Here is a 19,314-nt window from a genome sequence, read left to right on the forward strand (position 1 = left end):
GAGTGCCCGCACCTGAACCCATACTTAACTCGTTATAGACAAACTCTGCGCGTACCGGGCTTGAGGTTGATAGCAAGAAACCCGACATAAACATGTCAGCACTATTTTATACATGACGAGAATCCGAAAATTTAATTAAATATTGTTCAAAATAATCTTAAAACCCTCCCAATCAAACTCAAAATAATTGCGGAATCTGATGTAGTTATAAGACAATATGACTATATATTAACTTAGTTATTTAAGTTAAAACGCTATTAGCACTTACCTTTTATGTAAGATTTACTTCAAGCATATAGCTACGTAGAGACTTGGACTCATGTACTAATCTTAAATTTTTTATTAACAATAAGAATAAGAATAGAAGAAATATTTTAAAAAACACTTCCTTGAAAATAACGATTATTGATGGGCTTTGTTTTCTCAAACTATTTTTAATAAAAAGAGGATGCTGCTATGAACATAAAAAGCCGTACGAAACAGGTAAATATCAGAACAACTATGGTGATCCCCGTTGAAGAACTTTTACGCTGGAGAGATCCTCATTGCCCTGATGGTGAGCTATTACAAGAAGAATTTTATTGTGTTAATAACGATGTTGATTTCTGGTTTGATACAGATGAAGAGCAAACTCGCCATTAATTAACACTCTCTTCTATAGTACAGAGGTGCTAGCGCATTCTGCATTCGCTAGCATCACTCTGCAAACATTCGCCTTTAAGGCCAAGCCTTAATGCTATGCCCACGTTATATTCTACTATCAGCACTTAATCCTTCTTATCGATGGTGACTTCAAGCGCTTTCGTACTACCTGCAAACCACTTCTGTACATACAAAGTACCCATAATAGGTGCTTTTCCCTCTTCTGGTACCTCCTGATAACGCACGCTATTTTTGGTTTCCTTTTCGTATTCAAATTTAACGGTAACCTTGGACATAATTCTCTCACTGTATGAATTTCATGATTAGGAATATACGAATAAGCATCGTTTTACACAAGGATCTTTGTGGCAGTCTTTACATCAGCGATTCGTCATTTTCAGCCGTGTTCGGGTTATACTTTGTGACATCCGAGGAAGGTTAAAAGGCGAAGGTTAAAATTAATGAATCACATCCCAAAAAGCACCATTTCAGACGAAACAAAAACGGAAGCAATGCGACTTGCCAAGGCAACACAGAAACCAGGCCAGACGAAAGAACAAACAAAACTAGTTATTCAGGGAATACAGAAAGGAATCGATCAGTATAAAAAGCAGCAAAAAACCAAGGCACGGGAAACAGATCGTCTACGTAAAAAGTTGAAGCCCGTAAGTTCAGCGCTACTCGACATACAATCTGATAACTCTCTTCAAAGCCAACCTGACAGCCAACAAACGATTTCATCCGGCAATAAATTACCTTGGGTACTGTTAGGGCTTTCCTGGCTATTGTTCGCAGGCTATCAATTCCTCAATAATTTTATTTCATAACACCAATTTCACAAACCCCACTACGTTTAAATAGAGAGCCTTTAAATACAGCATCCGCTGAAAAATAGTGCTTTTAAATAGATACTTGAGAAGTGTAATAGCAGAGAGACCAGCCTTGACTACGCTCTTTTCGCTTTGCCCATCGAACGATATTCTAAAATCAAACTAATAAGTTCATGATCACTGGCGACCGCTAACATGGAATCATCCATTGAACGGCGTTGCGGAAGTGCAATGTTAAATTTATCACGTAAAACGTTAGTAATTTCTTCATCAGAGTTGGGATCAAACTCTTGTCCCGCAAAAACGCATATCCGTTGAAGAATAAATGCCTTAGTAGCCATTAATAGTGTTCCAATATTGTAGTAAATAAAAATATCTACTGGCGATAATGTATTGATACATAACCAGAAGGATAGTGTCTGTCCATAAAACAGCCTCAACCAATAAAATAGTGTTTATCGACAAAAAGGCAAATGGGGGAAAACCAGTTCAATATTCAAGGTAAAGCGATTCAAGGTAAAACATTAGCGCAAACGAGAAATACTATGGAAAGAGCTGTTAATTAGTCACCATGACATAAGTCCGGCAAACGCATCGAACGACACTCTGTATAGACATCAACCCGACATGGCTGTGGATAATAGATGCCTATAGGGCTGAATTGTACCACAGAAGCGATCCATATACCTGAGCATCTTCGCTAACCATTACATTTTGACCAAGTTAATGTCCATGTAATTGAGCACCTCAAAAATAAAATGAGGCATAACACTTGCCTGATCAAAGGAATTAGCGATAATTTGCACCTATTGTTACTAAAATGGAAGATAAAATTGCAGTTATTACGTATCGAATGTCTGGGACGGGAGCTACGCCTTGAAGGCTCAATGGCCGGCTGGCAGGCCCTGTACTGGGACAACCAGTTAGTCTCGCAACACAATGCAAGCGCAGACCCTTCTTCAAAACCTGTCCATCAATTTACCTTACAGGCAGACCAGACAACGCTTCAATGCCAATTAAGTATTGATCTGACGTGGCAACCCTTTGCACTGCAGTATCAGCTACATATTGATAATGACCTTATTAGCCAAAGTACTCTCAATGAAAAAGACATTGAAACGCAAGAAGTACGGCAACGCCCTAAAACACCCAACAAATTAAGCATCATCGGACTGGGTTCATTAGCGCTGAAACTGTTTAAAAGCGCAAAAATCATTAAGGTGCTGTTTGCTGCCGGCAGCTTAGCCGCTTACGCCTGGCTATTTTCGTTTCAGTTCGCCATTGCACTGATTCTGTGTCTGGTATTTCATGAATACGGTCACATTCGGGCTATGAAATACTTTGGTTTGAAAACCAAAGGCATCTACCTGATTCCATTCGTCGGTGGGCTGGCGTTATCTGATGATAAAATTAACACCCGCTGGCAAGATGTCGTCATCTCCATCATGGGGCCATTTTTCGGACTAATTTTGTCATGCGTCTGTCTGGTCGTGTATTGGATAACCGATATCGAGTTGTTCGCAGGTCTTGCCGTCTTTAATGCGTTACTCAATTTGTTCAATCTACTGCCGGTTCTCCCACTGGACGGCGGACATATATTAAAGAGCATCGCCTTCTCGGTTAATTCCATCGTGGGATTAGTCGCCTGCGTTTTAGGTGCCGCCTTAGGGATTTTTGCCAGCTACTATTTTGGCTTAGCACTGTTAGGTTTTCTGCTCGCCATTGGCAGCATGGAGATCATTTTTGAATGGAAGCACCGCCATTTAAGCCAACTGCTGCCACTCAATCGTTATGCCCAAATCGTATCCGCGTTATGGTATTTCATTACCATTGGCGGCCTCAGTGCGATTATATGGATGGTTGGCCAGGGAGATAACCACGCACTGGCGCTGCCCCTTAAAATATTAGCCAGCTAATGCGGCTTTCTCAGTTTCTGGTATTCGCGGGGATCTGCTCTCGCCACTCTGCCAGCAAGCTTATCGCCGCACGGCTCGTCACCATTGATGGTGTAATAGCCGAGCACCCGTGCTTTGTCAGCGGACAAGAAAAGATTATTGCCGATGGCACCCTAGCGATACTGCCCGACCAGTGCAGTTATGTGCTTTATAACAAACCGGTGGGGGTCGACTGTAATTGTAATGCCGACAACCCACAGAGTATCGTTAATCAACTCGTACTACCCCCGGCGGTATCCATACGCCTATTCCCCGTGGGAAGGATCGATAAAGACTCACACGGGTTAATGCTGTTAACCAATGATGGCGATTTATGTTATCGATTACTATCGCCGGATTACTCACACCCAAAAACCTATCGTGTCACGGTAGAACCCCACTATAAAAAACCGGATATAGATGCGGATTTTCAGCAAAGAATGACGCAGGGAATAGACTTAGATGGCACGCTGACACTCCCTTGCGAACTCACTATATTTGAGACAAACCAATTTACCATCACGCTGACCCAGGGCCTCAATCGCCAGATCAGGCGGATGTCCCGCGCAGTGGGTTACAAGGTGATCGATTTACAACGTATTCATATAATGAACCTGGCGCTCGGTGATTTACCGCTTAACCAATCACGCGAACTCACCACAGAAGAACTCGCAACGCTAAAAAAACACATCAGTACCCCAAGCTGATTGGGGTCGGGTGGAATTCCTGCTAGAATCACATCTATTGATCGACTTCCTACTTAATTACCCAGAAGAACATAGCCCCATGAAATTATTAGTACGCAACCTTCCCCGCACCACTACAGAAGCTGAACTCCTGGCTATGTTCGAGGCTCACGGCGCAGTGCAGTCTTGTTCTCTGGTAATGGATGAACATAACGGTAAATCCAAAGGCTTCGCATTTGTAGAAATGCCTAAACAAGGCGATGCTAAAGCAGCCATCATTACGCTGAACGGCAAAAAAATTGACGGCAATGTTCTCCGCGTCAAAAAAGCCGACATCAAGTAATAAAAAGCTAAATAATAGAAATGCTAAGTAAGTAAAAAACGAAGCACTGCCGGAGATATCCGGCAGTGTTTAGAAAAAACGTAGATAAAACTGGTTAACGAAAAAGTATTGAAACAGCGACTACTCTGGTTTCATCGATTTTTTATCGCGATACTTATTCAGCACACCGGTTAAAAAATTACGTAATACCTGATCATTACAAACCCGATAATTCTGGTGATCTGCCTTTCTGAAAAACGCGCTGAGTTCATGCTTACTTAAACTAGTATTCGCGTCCGACATTACATCTAATACATCTTCGGCGGTCATATTTAACGCAATTTTCAGCTTCCTGAAAATAATATTATTGTTTAAACGTGTCTCAGGCTCTGGCGTTGGCCCCTCTTTTTTACCACGCATCTCAACAATTAAACCATTCAGAAAAATCGCCAACTCACGATCGCTGCATTCCAGATACTCAGCCTCTTCCTCTTTTTTCAACCACCCGGCAATTTGAACGCGGGTGACCTGATGCTCAGCAAGACGGAAAATACCGACCATTTTTGAATCATGAAAATCGAAGGTATAGCGAAGACGGCGTAAAATATCATTATTGGTCACAGGCATGCTCTAATCGGTATAGCAGTGGTGTCACAACGACTCACTGGCTGGGTAATGCAGTTTAACAGATTTACCGTTTTCTTGATTCAATGAATCCAAGATTTTTATTTCTGTGCTCACCCAAGGCATGAAAGACATCCCTCTTCTTAAGCCCTCTTCAATTTCTATCCAACCTTCTTGAGCTCCATTTAATCGATGATCACGTGCCCTCGCACCATAGATAAGCCTTGCTCATATGCGGGTATCTGGTTATGGTCTAGCGAATAATAAGCCACGCAATACACCACGCGTAGCACCTGACAAGCAGTTGGGCAGACAAACCTAAGGAATGGGAGCACATCATTGAACAGTCACCTCTCAAAAACTGTGCATTCACAGATTGTAATTTTTCTTGCTGTGTCCCCACGCCTTGTCACTGATTCTTTCCTATTTAGCTTTCATAGACAGCACCATGCATTTATTTATAAATATAGTTCAATTAGTTACAAACCATGAAGGTGTAATCATGGAATTATAAGGATTCCTGATAATAATTATTATGAGGACGCGTTCCTTATAAATAGACTGTTAGTTTCTTTGGAGGCATAAATGAAACATTACCAAGATACAGAGACAGGCAAGATTTGGGCATTCGAGAATAGTCTAGATCTGAAAACCTATAAAAATCGTAATGTTCCAAAGACTCTAGTCGAAAACGTTAAGGAAAAGCCAAGTGGAGAGTTTTATTGGCATAATGCTGATTGGGTTAATATTAACGATTTACCTGATGGTTACAAAGAACCAGCATCCAGTGTTCCGATATATAACCCCGCATGGGTAACGTTTTTGTTCCCTGTGGGAACGTTTGTTTGGCCTGATAGTAAGCCACTTCTTGAAATATCGTTGGAGCAAGTAAATTCAAACAACTATCAAGGTTCAATGTTTCAAGAACTTGCTACAACAATCAAACTCTCTAATTCTGAGTTACCTGCATTGATAACACATGATGGTTCATTAGCCTTACCTATGTGTACGACATTTCCGGATGCAAGCGTAGCCTTAAACACAATGAACAATATAGAGGGAGCGATATTTCTGGGGGGACTCATTTTAAGTCCAACAAGTCATAAGACCATAGAGTGTGGAAGCCTGTCGGAAATAGGGCAAAGAGTTCACTCTAATATAGTATCTACACACAATAGATTTCGTAGTAATTCAGCATCATTATCTGAACGTATTGCTCTCTGTCACCCAAATTACATAATGGTGTCTGATCTAAAATCTGCATTCTCGATTGGGGTGCAAGTTCTCGAACACATTGGCAACTTGTCACCAAACTTTCTTGTCAAAGGGCACAATGCTTTGGTTGCATGGGATTTGTCAGGTGCTTTAAGTAATCTATGGATTTCAGTTGAACAGATAACTAGCTACTTATGGGAAAACAAGATTACATCTAACCTCAAAGATTTGGAAAGCTCCATTTCGAAAGAGTATTCCCAGCTTCAGAAATCGAAGCAAGACTGGAAAATTTCAGTGAGACACAATTTACTGAAAAAAGCAGGTTACATCTCAAAACCTAACTTTGATGTACTTGGCAAGGCAAGACAAAGAAGAAATAAACTAGCTCATAATGGCTCTTTACCTGAATTTGAAGTCGTCGAGAGTTTGTGGTTTGCCTTGATTTCGTTGATTGAAGAACATAGCAAAGTCTCTCTTGAAAAATTACGACAATGCACATCTTTAGGTGACGGAAAATTCAATAAACACTTTCCTCCGGGCTTTTCTGAAGAACAAAATATTACTAGAGCAGAGTTCCCAGAGTGGCCGTTAGAAGAACGAAACTAATCAGGTAGCCGAGGGTATCTAACCCTCAGCCCCCACAACACCCTGTACCCTACGGGTATGCAAGCACACCGGATGCGCACAGGGCGTTTCACTGAGAATAATGAAGCTTAATCCAGCCATCACGTAGTACGTAAAGCCCCTGAGACTTTAAATAAGCATTGGATAATGCTTGGTTAATCCCCGGAGTTTTTGAACTGCGCCATGGGCCTTTACTAGTAATACCAGACGCAACAACGGCCTGAGCACGAACGCCCAGCCTCATCAGGCTTCTTACTTAAGTAGTACACGGTTTTCGCTATTATCGCCTGTCAGCCATCCGAACTATGCGGCTGATGCCTGCAAATGCGTCCGGTTTTTTCCAGACCAAACCTCGTGGTTAAGCCCTTGCCATTTGCTAGTCGTTAACATCTAATAACGACAAAAATCGCTATCACGTGCAGCAACTTCCCCATGTAACCAACGTCAGCCAAATATGACCATGATTGAAATCAAACACCCACAAGATCTCACACGCTTACGCCGCCTTGCCCTGTCTTCACAAGGTTTGCTGCAGGCTCAGTCCTTTGGGCGTGGTTTGGCGGGGGCGCGTGAAGCGGTTAGTCACTTGGGTTATGTACAGCTCGACACCATATCGGTGGTGGAGCGGGCACACCATCATGTGCTCTATTCCAGAGTGCCTGAGTTTACGCCTGCCATGACAAATCAATTGCTGCTCGATAAAGATGTTTTTGAGTACTGGTCACATGCAGCGGCGCTTTTACCCATCGCTGATTTTCGCTTCTCTTTACCTTATAAATACTCTATTAAAAACGGCCAAACCCATTGGTATAAAAACCCTGATCAAAAGCTTATGAGTGAGTTGTTAGCGCGCATAGCTTCAGATGGCCCGTTACGCTCGCGAGATTTAGAAACCAACACCACTAAGCCTGCAGGCTGGTGGGATTGGAAGCCTGCCAAAAAAGCACTCGAACAGCTGTATATGCAAGGCGATTTGATGGTCAGCAACCGCGAAGGTTTCCAAAAGACCTATGATCTGACCGAGCGGGTATTGCCATCTCACATAAGCTCCAACATGCCCAGCATAGAAGAATTTGCGGCGCACTTGCTCGATCAGCAGTTGCGCTGCCACGGGCTTGTATCGCTCAAAGGGCTGACTTACCTGCGCCGCAACGCCGAACTACGTAAAGCGGTAAAAGCCCTGGTCAACGAAAGGTTGGCACAGGGCACATTAGAGCAAGTACAAATCAGCAGTGGCGAGCTGTTTATTATGGAAACGGGTGCGCTCGAACGCCCTCTTCCTCGTTTAAGCAACCGCTTGTTGATTGTTTCGCCCTTCGACAACAGTGTTATTCAGCGCGACCGGCTAAAAACACTGTTTCAATATAACTATCAGATCGAATGCTATGTGCCCGCGGCCAAACGTCAGTACGGCTACTTTTGTTTGCCTCTACTTTACCGGGGTGAATTTATGGGGCGGATGGATTGTAAAGCTCATCGCAAAACTCGTCATTTAGAGATCAAATCGCTATTTTTGGAGTCGCTATTTTTAGAATCGCTCAATTTTGATGAGGATTCAGTCATTGCGTCATTTGTAGACGCCATGACAGAATTCAGTCATTTTCAACAATGTGACTCAGTGTCTTTAATTCAGGCCCACCCACAGCACCTAACCCAACGTTTGCACAGTGCACTAAAATCTATAGGGTGACACCAAGATAAGGAGCTCAGATAAGAAGCCAAGATAAGACGCCAAGATAAGACCTAGGCGGCGCTTAGTCTGAATCCATATTTTTAGCATAAAATAGAACAATCGTACTGGCCATAACCTGTCCACTATGAAACTATCGTCGCTTACAGTGGACTTCACCAGCCTCCTGTCTGTCGAGAGTAATAGCCCCCTCGCCGACTGTCCTGGAACGCCTCATCGGCATCAAGATCCATACGCTATTACCACACAGTACTACAAGGACAGATGATGACTAGTGCACAATGGTTTCTGTTGATTGGCGGACTCCTGCTCACCATGGGCTTGACTCCCTCGTTGATCAAACGCCTGCCGATCACCTCCGCGATTCTTTACCTCGCCGTCGGTTTTATTATCGGCCCCTCCCTGCTTAACGCCTTCCATTTCAACCCTCTGAAAGAAGCACCACTGCTGGAAGTGTTAACTGAAGTGGCAGTGCTGATCTCCCTGTTCGCTGCGGGTGTCAAGATGCCGGTCCCGTTCAGCCTTCCCCGCTGGCGCAGCCCCATCTTGCTGGCCTTTGGCGCCATGACGATCAGCGTTGCCCTGATGACCCTGTTCGGCCACTTCACACTCGGGCTTCCCTTGGGAGCGGCGTTGCTACTTGGTGCCATTCTGGCCCCCACCGATCCGGTATTAGCCACCGATGTGCAGATTCGCCATCCGGGCGATCACGACCGGTTGCGGTTCACCCTCACCTGCGAAGCCGGCATGAATGACGGTAGTGCCTTTCCGTTTGTCATGCTCGGCCTGGGCCTGCTGGGCCTGCACGATCTGGGGACGTATGGCGCACGCTGGATACTGGTAGACGTGCTCTGGGCGACCTCCGCCGGCATCCTGATCGGTGTGGTATTAGGCACTGCACTCGGTCGCCTGAGCATGATGCTGCGTCGCCGCACGCATACCCATGATCTACTGGACGATTTTCTCGGTCTGGGATTGATCGCTACGGTATACGGGGTCAGCGAAATGGTCGAAGCATGGGGCTTTCTGGCGGTATTTTTCGCGGCGGTGGCGCTGCGCCATAGTGAGCACCGCTCCATGGCTCGTGAGGCAATTTTCGACAAGACCGACACAGAAACACAATCCATGGACGTTAACTCACCAACCGCCAGCGTCAGCGAGGGATCCCTGATCTTCAAGGAGCACCTGGAACGCCTTTCGGAGCTGGTCCTGATCCTGTTAGTGGGCGGCTCATTGTTCCTCGATTCATGGAGCTGGCGAGCCATCGCTACCGCGGGCTTCCTATTTATAGTAGCGCGTCCGCTCAGTGTGCTGATCGGTCTATGGGCATCACGTACGCCTATGGACATCCGCGCCATGACCAGCTGGTTTGGGGTGCGCGGTATCGGCTCGCTCTATTATCTGATGTTCGCGATCCAGCACGGCCTGCCCGAATCTCTGGCCCTGGAGCTGATCCACATTACCCTGATCGTAATCACCCTCTCGATTCTGGTTCATGGAATCAGTGTTAAGCCGCTGCTGAAACGCTTTGAAAGCCTGCGCAGACGCTCGCCACAAGCGACGCGCACGGAGAAAAAGTAACGCGTGAATAGTGTTTATTAACTTACATTTTTAAAAATTTAGGGCTCGTTAACTGAATGAAAAAGACCGATAAGAAAATTGAAAACGCTATCAGGCTAGCATTGACCGACGTTTGTGACGTGGCGCTTAACGAAGTGGGCGGATTTAAGTGGATCACCCATTTTGTAAACTACAACGCATTTCCAGCCTCTTTGTTGGTGGTGTGCGTATTCACGACCAACAGCGATTTATCACATGCGCTGAGTACACACCAGGATGATTTTTTACGCACACTCATAAGCAATAAATTAAGAGCTGCCAATATTCAGCTTAAAGATATTCACCCGCATGTGAAATTTGATTCAGAAGAGGCCTGTGAATCCGCACATGCCGGAAACTGGCAGCAACGCTTTGCGTCCTCTTGTAAAAGCGATTGAAAATCCAAACCTAAAGAGGCTAAAATCCCGCGCTCTAAAAAGCTTTTATTTTCGGGAGCCGTACACGACAAAAGGCTTGTAGATTCTATTGGTATTGTGTGGGGTAATTGATTGAATAAAGATTACCTTTTCAGTGCGTATTCCCATGAGCGTTTCTTTAATAGGGTAAAGACCAATGACGACAGATAAACAAGAACACCCCTCTCATGACCAGGATTTTCTGGCACCGGGTGACCGGCGCGACCCGGACTATAAAAACCGCCCTGATCCGACCTCTTCTCCCGTCAGTGGTTTACGCTTGGCGGGCTTAATCGGCGGCCCCATTGCGGCCATGATTATTCTGATGCTACCCGCACCTGAAGGCATGCCATTAGAAGCCTGGCGTTTGGTCGCTATGGCTGTCTGGATGGTCGCGTGGTGGTTGACCGAAGCGGTGCCTATTCCGGCAACGGCCCTGTTGCCCATGATCCTGATGCCGCTGTTAAGTATCGATAAGATGAAACCGGTTGCGGCCAATTATGCTCACCCCTTGATTTACCTGTTCCTGGGTGGCTTCTTGCTAGCCGCAGCCATGCAACATGTGGGCTTACACCGTCGTATCGCGCTGAAGATCGTCAGCCGTATAGGCTCTTCGCCTTCAAGAATCATCTTAGGCTTTATGCTCGCGACTGCCTTTTTGTCGATGTGGATCTCCAACACAGCCACCACCATCATGATGTTCGCGGTCGGCTTATCAGTTATTGATTTTATTTCTAAACAAACCGAAGACAAAAAGGTAGTACGTAATTTTGGTGTGGCACTGATGCTCTCTATTGCCTACAGCGCCTCAATCGGTGGCGTGGGCACGCTCATCGGAACGCCCCCTAACGCGCTGCTGGCCAGTTTTTTGCAAAGCACCTACAACATAGAAATCACTTTCTTTAACTGGATGCTGCTCGGCGTACCGGTCGTCGTTATCATGTTGCCCGCCACCTGGCTTATTCTGACAAAACTGCTATTTCCTTCACACCAAATTGCCATCGAGGATCCGGGCAGCGTTGTCGAGCGTGAGCTAAAAGCACTGGGGATTATGTCGCGCGGCGAGAAGCTGGTCGGTATCGTTTTCCTTTGTGCGGCACTGGGGTGGATTTTCCGTGGTGTATTAGTCGATCTAACGGGTTTACCGCTTGATGACACTATGATTGCGCTAATCGCCGCTATGGTGCTGTTTGCGGTGCCGATTTCACGATCAAAAGGAGAATTTGCGCTAGACTGGGAAGCGGCCAGAAATGTTCCCTGGGGTGTATTATTGCTGTTTGGAGGCGGCTTAGCGCTGGCTAGCGGTTTTAAATCCACAGGTTTGGCTGAATGGATTGGTAGCTCTGTTGCTGGTGTCGATATCAGCACGATTGCATTAGTTCTGCTAGTCACTGTCGTGATCGTCTACCTGACCGAAATCACTTCTAATACAGCATCTACGGCCACCTTTTTACCGATACTCGCCGCCGTTGCTGTTGGCTTTGGGCTAGACCCGCGCATCCTGACCATACCCGTAGCACTGGCAGCCTCAATGGCGTTTATGATGCCGGTTGCCACGCCACCCAATGCCATCGTTTTCTCCTACGAACAAATGGAGTTACGCGATATGGTGCGGGCTGGTTTCTTACTGAACATCCTGGCCATTATCGTATCCTTCGGCCTGTTTATGTTGCTCGGGGAAATAGTCTTCGGCCTGGAGTTCTAGTCTCTACCTTTTAGCCCGGCTTTTTAACCGAGCTTTTAACCTGCCTTTTATTTGGCATATCCGGATATCACTAGTAATAGCGATATCCGGAATCCATACCTGATCAACAAGCAGACCAACAAGCCGATCAACAGCCAAAGTATTTTCAATTAGTACTTGAAGGTTCCCTCGCTACTTCTGCGCACTGACCCCCATGAGCCGATCGACCTTTTCTACGTTTTTGAAGCCAGCCGACTTGAGCCTGCGGATAACGCCATCGACAAAGCCACTTCCCTTCCTTATTACGTGCGGATTTCCGGTGTAATGAAACAGCCGTCCGTTGCGGCGCAGCACCCGAAAAATCTCGCTGTAAAACTCCTCGCTATACAGCTCCCCTGCCAGCGAAAATCGCGGCGGGTCGTGAATAACCGAATCGAAGGAGTTATTCAGCATGGTGCCTATCAGTTCATAGCTGCTGCCCTGAAGCTGAGTAATCCCCTCCTTTTCTAAATCGTTTGACCAGGGATTCTGGGCGCGGAGTGCCATCACCTCCGGACTCAGCTCGATGCTCAGCACCTCGCGTGCGCCCAGACGATGAGCCGCGATGGCCGCATAGCCTAATCCGCCGCAGCAGTCCAGCACCCGGTCACCCGTACGCACCGCCTGTTGCGCCATCTCGGAGGCGCTGATAAAGGGGTCAGTACCTTTGGAGATGTGCATCTTAACGCCGCTAATTTCAAGCAGCGGTGACCCAGCCGTAGGAACGAGCTTGTAGTAGCCTGCACTGCGGTCTTCCAGTGGATCCAGCTCGCCGTCATGGCAGAGGAAGATCTTCTGGGTTTTTTTAACAATAAATTTGAGTTCATCGACAGAGAGCTGATTGGCTTCGTCGAGCATCAGGCCCTGGTCATTCAGGGAGAAATCCCGTTCCGAAATATTCAGGTCAGTTGAGAGCCGAACGCAGGAAAGCCCCTTAGCCAGAGCCTCTAGTGCCTGTTTGGCATTTTCAGCATGAAGGTAGTAGTTGGGCATATCGTTCGCTTATCTTATTGGATTTTCTGATCCGCACTATACCCTGTTTATGCTTCCTATATCCTAAATCAGGGAAAGATGACGGCAGTCTGGTGGACTTTTTAAATCAACTGATCCGGGCATCGTTAATAATAGCGATGTCCGGTTATAGATGTTCCCTCAGATAGTCGTGTATGAAATCACGTAAGCATCTCGCTTTGGCATTCAGTAAACGCCCCGTTGGCCACACGGCGAACAGGTCTCTATCAGGGCCTCTCCATTCAGGCAAGACCCGCTTTAGCTGTCCGCTTTCGATATGACTTTTTACTTCGCTCATCGGCAGTAATGCGATGCCGATTCCATCGCATGCGAGTTGGGTAATTAAGGAAACATCGTTCGATAACGTCGAAACGCGAGGGCGGTATTCATATTGCTGGCCTGTTTTTGAATTCACTAAATTCCATATAGACACGGCCTTTGTCGCAATCAAATGATGCCCCTTCAGGGCATCCAGACTTTCAGGCTCACCTTTATTTTTCAGGTAACCCGATGTCGCGACCAACACTGTTTGTAGTGTGCCGAGATGCTTTTGATATAAGGCTGAATTTTGTTGCGGGCCGACACGCAACGCTAAGTCAGCCTTTGATAGCGCCATGTCTTCAATAACATTATTTAAACTTATCTCAAGCTGGATATCAGGATAAGTTTTGATAAAGCGCGACCACATGGGTTGTAGCAGGCCAATAGAAATACCTGTTGGGGCTAAAACTTTTAACTTTCCACTCATCTCATGCATATCAGCACGTAAGCTTCTCTGCGTCAGCTCCAGCTGTTCTACTAAATTTGCATACGCAAGATAATGCGCCTCTCCTTCAGGGGTTAACACAAACTGGCGTGCAGACCGGTGAACGAGTTGACACCCCAAGGAGCGCTCAAGTTTTTGCAGCTTTCTCGTCATCGTAGCGGCAGGTATACCTAGCTGTTGAGCTGCCGCTGCTAATCCGCGATGTTGAACGATATGAATAAATAAAACGATGTCGTCATACATAAATTACGATTTCATATTTGGAATTTAATGTTGATAACAACAGCATATATTCCATATATAAAAACATCTAGGATAGATTTACTTTTTTATAAGACCACTAACTACGTAACCTGAGAGTAAAAATGAAACAAAGAATTATATTTGCCCTGTTAATGTCCTTCCTGCTATCAATACTGATGACGTGCTGGGTCACATGGATCAATCTGGGATGGACTCCTGGTTTTTACACTCAATGGCTACATGCTTTTACCCTTGCCTGGCCGGTAGCCGGGTTGATCGCATTCTTTGTAGGGCCCGAGATTTACAAACTATCAGCAAAGCTTGCCCGCTAAGTTAGCGCTGCAAAGCGACGCTTTAGGCCAGCGACTGTTTATCCCTGTGCCGATGGCTTTCATCGGCCCCTAATATTGTTCTTTAGCGCCGCGCTGAAACAGCACAATACCAATCGCTACCAATACACCCGCCAGGCCAAGATTTGGCGGTGCCATTTCGCCTAAGACAAACACAGACAATAAAGTACCACTGAGTGCAGCCACCGTGCCTATCTGGCTAAAGTAGACAGGGCCGGCAAGCTGCTGGAGCAAGAAGTAAAACAGGTAAAGGACAGTGAATATGGCAATTTCTAAGGCAAGTAACTGAATAGTTTCAGTAGATTCGAACAGTGCCTGCACCTGCCCTGCTTCGAGCACTAATACGAACGGCAGTAAAGTAATGGCACCTCCCAGCATCATCAACGCCGCGAGGAATACCGGAGACGCTCCTACAGGCCACCGTAATGTTCTATAGATATTTCCGCAGGCAATAACAACAGGCAACGACAGTACCAGAATAATCCAGCCTTGTGCTTCGCTGGCATCAGCACTCTTGGATGCAGCCAGAATGATGCCGCCGCTTAGCGCCAGCATGACACCGGAAAAACGTAATACCCGCAGCCTTTCCATGCGCAGCACTACCGCTAGCAGCCAGGTAATAAGAATAGGAAAAGCATAACTCAACGAGATAAACCCCGCGCCTACATGACGTATCGCCAAAAAGCCTAACGCATTGGGCAGTGCGAACAGCACACCTGAAACGATGCCGTATTCAATCATGCGTCTATTTAATGCCATAGGGTGGCGTTTAATTGCAGATATAATGCAAAGCATCACACTCGCGCCCAACATAGATATCATCAGAAAAGTTAACAGAGGCGCGCCCGCTGTGGAGGCCAATTTACCCACCACTAAAGACAGTGCCAGAAAAGCGCCCACCAACAGCAGACAAGCAAATGCATATAAGCTGGCTCGGCTGTTTTGTTTACTCACTATTTGCTGATGTGATAGTGGGTTATTCAGATTTTTGCTAACCGGCATCGCGCTTCTCCTGTCGCGTGGTAATATATTAGTGATAAGTTTCTTATTACAAAGCTTCTTATTACAAAACCTCTTAGTAAAAAGCTTCTTGATGAAAAGTATCTTAACGTGGAGATAAATATATAACAATGAACAAAGTCAAATTTGTCACGTCGCAATGGCAGCGCGAGATGCCCGAACTCGACCTTTTACCGATGAAAGTAATTGCACATCTGGGTAAAGCGACTCGATTAATTACTCGGGATTATCTGGACCCGTTCTTTAAAAGCCACGGTTTACAGCTGGGGGAGTTTGATGTGTTGGCCACTCTGCGTCGCTCTGGCGCGCCTTATGAACTGGCACCAACACAGCTATTTGAAGCGCTGTTAATTTCATCAGGCGGAATGACCAATCGGCTCGACCGGCTGGAAAAAGCCGGCTTGATTGCACGTGCGCCCAACCCGGAAGATCGGCGCGGTACACTGGTAGTTTTAACTGAAGAAGGTTTAGCGTTAATGAACCACCTGGTGCCATTACATGTGGCAAACGAAGCACGCTCACTGGACTGCCTAAGCCAAGAAGAGCAAGAGATGCTAGAGAGTTTACTGGGAAAATTACTCGATGGGCTGGAATGAAAATAATCTACACCAGATGAGCCGGAAGTATCAAAGCACAGAAAATAGCATTTTAATGCTCAAGACGAAGAGCAAGAACCCAAATATTTTCTTTAAGTTAGCGACAGGGATACGATAAGCCAGCTTGACGCCCAGCGGCGCGGTAAAAAAGCTGACCGCTGAAATAAGCAAGACGGCTGGCCAATATATATAACCAATCACAAATGCCTCTTCATGAGTACTTTCCCAACCACTGATCAAATAACCGCACGTGCCTGCCAGCGAAATGAAAAAGCCAACCGCAGAAGATGAGCCTATCGCTTGCTTGATATCTACATTTCGCCACACAAAATAGGGCACCATCAATGAGCCCCCTCCAATCGAAACAAGTGACGAGATACTCCCTATAGCGCCTCCGACCAAAAACAAACGGGTCTTATTTGGCAATTCTTTATCCGGTTTTGGTTTTTTGTTTAAAAACATCTGGATCGCAACAAACAACATAAATGCTGCAAAAAGTAGTGCCAGAAACAGCGTACTTAGCAGCGAAGCAAGAAACGCAGCAGCAAAAGCACCCATTAATACGCCGGGTAACATGGCTTTAACCACATTCCACAACACACCCTGTTTGGCATGATGTGACCGCAAACTGGAGAAAGCAGTAACCACCATCGAGGCCATCGATGTACCTAACGCCAAATGCACGACCATTTCATTACTAACGCCCTGATAAATAAAAAGCGACGTCAGCACCGGTACCATAATGCCACCACCGCCAATCCCTAATAAGCCCGCCATCACACCGACAAACCCACCCAGCAACAGAAAGGCTACAATCATTTCATACGCTAACATTGTGATTCCAATATTGATCAAATAACCGGATTAACGGACCGGGGGTTGAAGCGAAGCCTAAAACTGCACATTAAGATAAGCATGCTAAGTGAGCAATATGAACTCAGTGCTATTTTTATTGGTCTTTTGTTATTTGTACTACCATTACTTTTGAATAGGAGCCGTCTATCCACTTAAATTGAATGAATAGTGGTGATAGCGGCAATGAGTACGAAATAAAGCGCGACGTTCGAGTTTTTTCGCGAATTTTCCAGTCTTTTCTCACCTCAAATTTTATCGGCAGCCGCAACCTTTCAACGAGGGGAACAGGGTCTCTGCTGTTAACTGGAGTGCCAAAACTCAAATTCGATTGTTTTTCTTTTTTTACAGGCCTTGCCTCTTCATCTGCAAGCATCGCTAATCGCTGCTTTTCAGCATCCTTGGTAAGTAGGTTAATGTCACCCTTTGTAATTGACACAAGTCTGTCAGACTTAACGCCTATTAAAATATCTTCTATGGTATCCACGTCTTCTTGTGTCGCTTGTAACCATGAGAAAACGCAACCATAGGAGTTGCACTGAAATAGGTTTTTAGTTTGCTGTTTGTTCTTAGTTAAGCGCTGATCGTTGAGTTTTGTATTAAAGTTAAGTGAATATTGAAATTCGGATACGCTTCCATCTTTGTGCGTTGCTATTAGCTTGACCGTTTCCTGGCTATTTAATCCATCTGAAAGTGGGGAGTGATACCATGTTCCGACTGGCGTGAACGCATTATTCACATTGGGGTAAATCTGCCAGTCAAGGGCTGTCACATTGCTATCTGTAGCAGCAACCATTAGCAATGGGCTAGTTGGCAACCATTGCAACAAAAACAGCGGAATGGCATCCGGCGTGGATGAGTTTATATGATAATTATTACCGTCATTAGGCGAAGATAAATTCAGACTAAACACCGGGCTTTTTTCACCATTGATATACTCCACTTGATAAAAATGAGTTTTATCCGTCATCGGAATGAAAAATTCAAATGTACCATTCGAATCATTGAGCTTGTAACCGGCCACCCCTTGAGTATCCAATGTTTGTAAATTTATTCGATTGATGAGTGCGTTTTTCTGTTCGCCATAGGAAAAATAGTTAATGTAACTTAATAACTCTTGATACTTTTTCCCTTGCCCAAATGAGCCGAAATAACATGCTTTGACTCCTGCATAAAATGGAGTAATAGGTGAACAGTAGGTCGTGCCGCTTTTGTTGAAAAGAGTAATCAGTTTTTTAATTCGTTTATGCTTAGCCTCTTCTATTAAATATGGCAACTGAGGTATTGCATAATGTAGCGGTGCGCTTTTTTCGCCGTCTAAATCTTCCAGGATAAGCGTAACATTGAGTGGGACTTCATCGAATTCAGGGATTTCAATTTGGGCACCCACTAAACCGTTTATCTCACGCACGCTGGTGCCGTTATCAAACTTAAGATTGTAGTAATATTGCTTGGTAATTAACGAGAGACTCGACGCCAAACCCACTCCGATGGGAGTAAAATTAATTCGGTAACTATCCCCCAATTCATAATGGTTTATTTTAACTTGGAAATCTTCAACAGAAACGTCAGATATACCGTCTAATGCACTGGGCATATTGCTCAGACCAGAGCTATAAAAAAACTTCACCACAAAAAATAACAAGATGCCGACTGTGGCTATGCCCAGTGTATTTTTACGTAAAATTCGAAACAGCTTCAAGCCAAGGCCAGGAGGGGTGGGAGAAAAACCAGGCTGATCTGTTTGCTTTACATTTGCCACGATTTGTTGGAGTCGTTCGGGGTAATCGGCCGCCCAACTATCAACCCATTGAGTTGAGCCCAAAATCAACTCAAGGTTTTTAGGGACAGCTACCTCTTCCAACCTAACTGTATAAATTCTACGGCGATAGCTTTTGGCGCGTTCAACTTCGTTTTCTACATATTCAGCAAATTTGGTATTCTCGGAAAGTAACAGCAACAGGCATTTGGAGCGGATCACACCTTCAAGTATTTCTTCGAGGTATTTATTTCCTGCCCGTACATTGCGAGGCGCTATCCAACATTGTAATCCTTGTTTTTCAAGCTCTTCACATAGGCTTTTCGCAGCATCTTCATCCGGCCCGGCATAGCTAATAAACACATCATAACTTGGTTTGTTATCTTCAGTTGGCACGCTAATAATCCCTGTT

21 protein-coding genes are annotated in these 19,314 nt (G+C 45.4%); 12 read left to right on the top strand and 9 right to left on the bottom strand.

Translation table 11 applies throughout. From position 1 onward, the window contains the following. Positions 1–456: 456 nt before the first annotated feature. Positions 457–642, top strand: coding sequence for a hypothetical protein (locus Nant_RS19435; protein WP_054343347.1), 186 nt, complete (start codon positions 457–459; stop codon positions 640–642). A 125-nt stretch (positions 643–767) separates the two neighbouring features. Here the strand turns inward: Nant_RS19435 and Nant_RS21625 are convergent, their stop codons facing one another. Then, complete coding sequence (locus tag Nant_RS21625; protein WP_179078916.1) at positions 768–938, bottom strand: hypothetical protein; 171 nt, start codon at positions 936–938, stop codon at positions 768–770. Between the two features lie 165 nt (positions 939–1,103). Between Nant_RS21625 and Nant_RS19440 the strand changes: the two genes are divergently transcribed. Then, positions 1,104–1,469 (top strand): DUF2956 domain-containing protein, encoded by a 366-nt coding sequence (locus tag Nant_RS19440; RefSeq protein ID WP_054343348.1) that lies wholly within the window; start codon positions 1,104–1,106, stop codon positions 1,467–1,469. 119 nt (positions 1,470–1,588) lie between these two features. Here Nant_RS19440 and Nant_RS19445 read toward each other — a convergent pair whose 3' ends face one another. Further along, on the bottom strand, positions 1,589–1,813 hold the full coding sequence (locus tag Nant_RS19445; protein ID WP_054343349.1) for a hypothetical protein: 225 nt from the start codon (positions 1,811–1,813) through the stop codon (positions 1,589–1,591). Between the two features lie 492 nt (positions 1,814–2,305). On the opposite strand from Nant_RS19445, the gene Nant_RS19450 reads away from it, so the two are divergent. The 3 genes from Nant_RS19450 (at position 2,306) to Nant_RS19460 (ending at position 4,435) form a co-directional block, all read left to right on the top strand. After that, on the top strand, positions 2,306–3,388 hold the full coding sequence (locus tag Nant_RS19450; protein WP_082400413.1) for a site-2 protease family protein: 1,083 nt from the start codon (positions 2,306–2,308) through the stop codon (positions 3,386–3,388). Further along, positions 3,388–4,113 (top strand): pseudouridine synthase, encoded by a 726-nt coding sequence (locus Nant_RS19455; protein ID WP_054343350.1) that lies wholly within the window; start codon positions 3,388–3,390, stop codon positions 4,111–4,113. Before Nant_RS19450 ends, Nant_RS19455 begins: the two co-directional genes overlap by 1 nt. A gap of 79 nt (positions 4,114–4,192) precedes the next feature. Next, on the top strand, positions 4,193–4,435 hold the full coding sequence (locus tag Nant_RS19460) for an RNA recognition motif domain-containing protein (RefSeq protein ID WP_054343351.1): 243 nt from the start codon (positions 4,193–4,195) through the stop codon (positions 4,433–4,435). A 120-nt stretch (positions 4,436–4,555) separates the two neighbouring features. Here the strand turns inward: Nant_RS19460 and Nant_RS19465 are convergent, their stop codons facing one another. Then, positions 4,556–5,035, bottom strand: coding sequence for a YehS family protein (locus Nant_RS19465; RefSeq protein WP_054343463.1), 480 nt, complete (start codon positions 5,033–5,035; stop codon positions 4,556–4,558). A 588-nt stretch (positions 5,036–5,623) separates the two neighbouring features. Between Nant_RS19465 and Nant_RS19470 the strand changes: the two genes are divergently transcribed. After that, positions 5,624–6,859 (top strand): hypothetical protein, encoded by a 1,236-nt coding sequence (locus Nant_RS19470; RefSeq protein WP_054343352.1) that lies wholly within the window; start codon positions 5,624–5,626, stop codon positions 6,857–6,859. Between the two features lie 88 nt (positions 6,860–6,947). On the opposite strand, the gene Nant_RS21630 is transcribed toward Nant_RS19470, so the two are convergent. After that, positions 6,948–7,121: a hypothetical protein gene (locus Nant_RS21630; protein WP_179078917.1), complete on the bottom strand. Its 174-nt coding sequence runs from the start codon at positions 7,119–7,121 to the stop codon at positions 6,948–6,950. A 210-nt stretch (positions 7,122–7,331) separates the two neighbouring features. Here Nant_RS21630 and Nant_RS19475 point away from each other — a divergent pair, with 210 nt between their 5' ends. The 4 genes from Nant_RS19475 to Nant_RS19490 all read left to right on the top strand — a co-directional run bounded on the left by Nant_RS19475 (position 7,332) and on the right by Nant_RS19490 (position 12,287). Continuing rightward, positions 7,332–8,567 (top strand): winged helix-turn-helix domain-containing protein, encoded by a 1,236-nt coding sequence (locus tag Nant_RS19475; protein WP_238377199.1) that lies wholly within the window; start codon positions 7,332–7,334, stop codon positions 8,565–8,567. 267 nt (positions 8,568–8,834) lie between these two features. Continuing rightward, entirely contained in the window at positions 8,835–10,148 is a 1,314-nt protein-coding gene (locus Nant_RS19480; RefSeq protein ID WP_054343353.1) for a cation:proton antiporter, read from the top strand. 56 nt (positions 10,149–10,204) lie between these two features. Beyond that, positions 10,205–10,564: a hypothetical protein gene (locus Nant_RS19485; RefSeq protein WP_054343354.1), complete on the top strand. Its 360-nt coding sequence runs from the start codon at positions 10,205–10,207 to the stop codon at positions 10,562–10,564. 175 nt (positions 10,565–10,739) lie between these two features. Further along, positions 10,740–12,287 carry an SLC13 family permease gene (locus tag Nant_RS19490; protein ID WP_082400415.1) on the top strand — a complete coding sequence of 516 codons (1,548 nt, stop codon included), beginning with the start codon at positions 10,740–10,742 and terminating at the stop codon, positions 12,285–12,287. A 171-nt stretch (positions 12,288–12,458) separates the two neighbouring features. On the opposite strand, the gene Nant_RS19495 is transcribed toward Nant_RS19490, so the two are convergent. Both Nant_RS19495 and Nant_RS19500 read right to left on the bottom strand, forming a co-directional pair. Next, positions 12,459–13,298 carry a class I SAM-dependent methyltransferase gene (locus Nant_RS19495; protein WP_054343355.1) on the bottom strand — a complete coding sequence of 280 codons (840 nt, stop codon included), beginning with the start codon at positions 13,296–13,298 and terminating at the stop codon, positions 12,459–12,461. A gap of 145 nt (positions 13,299–13,443) precedes the next feature. Then, entirely contained in the window at positions 13,444–14,325 is an 882-nt protein-coding gene (locus Nant_RS19500; protein ID WP_054343356.1) for a LysR family transcriptional regulator, read from the bottom strand. Positions 14,326–14,447: 122 nt separating this feature from the next. Between Nant_RS19500 and Nant_RS19505 the strand changes: the two genes are divergently transcribed. Next, positions 14,448–14,657: a DUF2798 domain-containing protein gene (locus Nant_RS19505; protein ID WP_054343357.1), complete on the top strand. Its 210-nt coding sequence runs from the start codon at positions 14,448–14,450 to the stop codon at positions 14,655–14,657. A gap of 69 nt (positions 14,658–14,726) precedes the next feature. Here Nant_RS19505 and Nant_RS19510 read toward each other — a convergent pair whose 3' ends face one another. Further along, on the bottom strand, positions 14,727–15,677 hold the full coding sequence (locus Nant_RS19510; RefSeq protein ID WP_054343358.1) for a DMT family transporter: 951 nt from the start codon (positions 15,675–15,677) through the stop codon (positions 14,727–14,729). A gap of 128 nt (positions 15,678–15,805) precedes the next feature. On the opposite strand from Nant_RS19510, the gene Nant_RS19515 reads away from it, so the two are divergent. Then, positions 15,806–16,291, top strand: a complete 486-nt coding sequence (locus Nant_RS19515) for a MarR family winged helix-turn-helix transcriptional regulator (RefSeq protein WP_054343359.1) — start codon at positions 15,806–15,808, stop codon at positions 16,289–16,291. Positions 16,292–16,321: 30 nt separating this feature from the next. On the opposite strand, the gene Nant_RS19520 is transcribed toward Nant_RS19515, so the two are convergent. Both Nant_RS19520 and Nant_RS19525 read right to left on the bottom strand, forming a co-directional pair. After that, positions 16,322–17,125, bottom strand: a complete 804-nt coding sequence (locus tag Nant_RS19520) for a sulfite exporter TauE/SafE family protein (protein ID WP_054343360.1) — start codon at positions 17,123–17,125, stop codon at positions 16,322–16,324. A gap of 115 nt (positions 17,126–17,240) precedes the next feature. Continuing rightward, positions 17,241–19,298 carry a toll/interleukin-1 receptor domain-containing protein gene (locus Nant_RS19525; protein ID WP_054343361.1) on the bottom strand — a complete coding sequence of 686 codons (2,058 nt, stop codon included), beginning with the start codon at positions 19,296–19,298 and terminating at the stop codon, positions 17,241–17,243. Between the last annotated feature and the right edge of the window lie 16 nt (positions 19,299–19,314).

This window comes from Neptunomonas antarctica (assembly GCF_001305295.1).
GTDB lineage: Bacteria > Pseudomonadota > Gammaproteobacteria > Pseudomonadales > Balneatricaceae > Neptunomonas > Neptunomonas antarctica.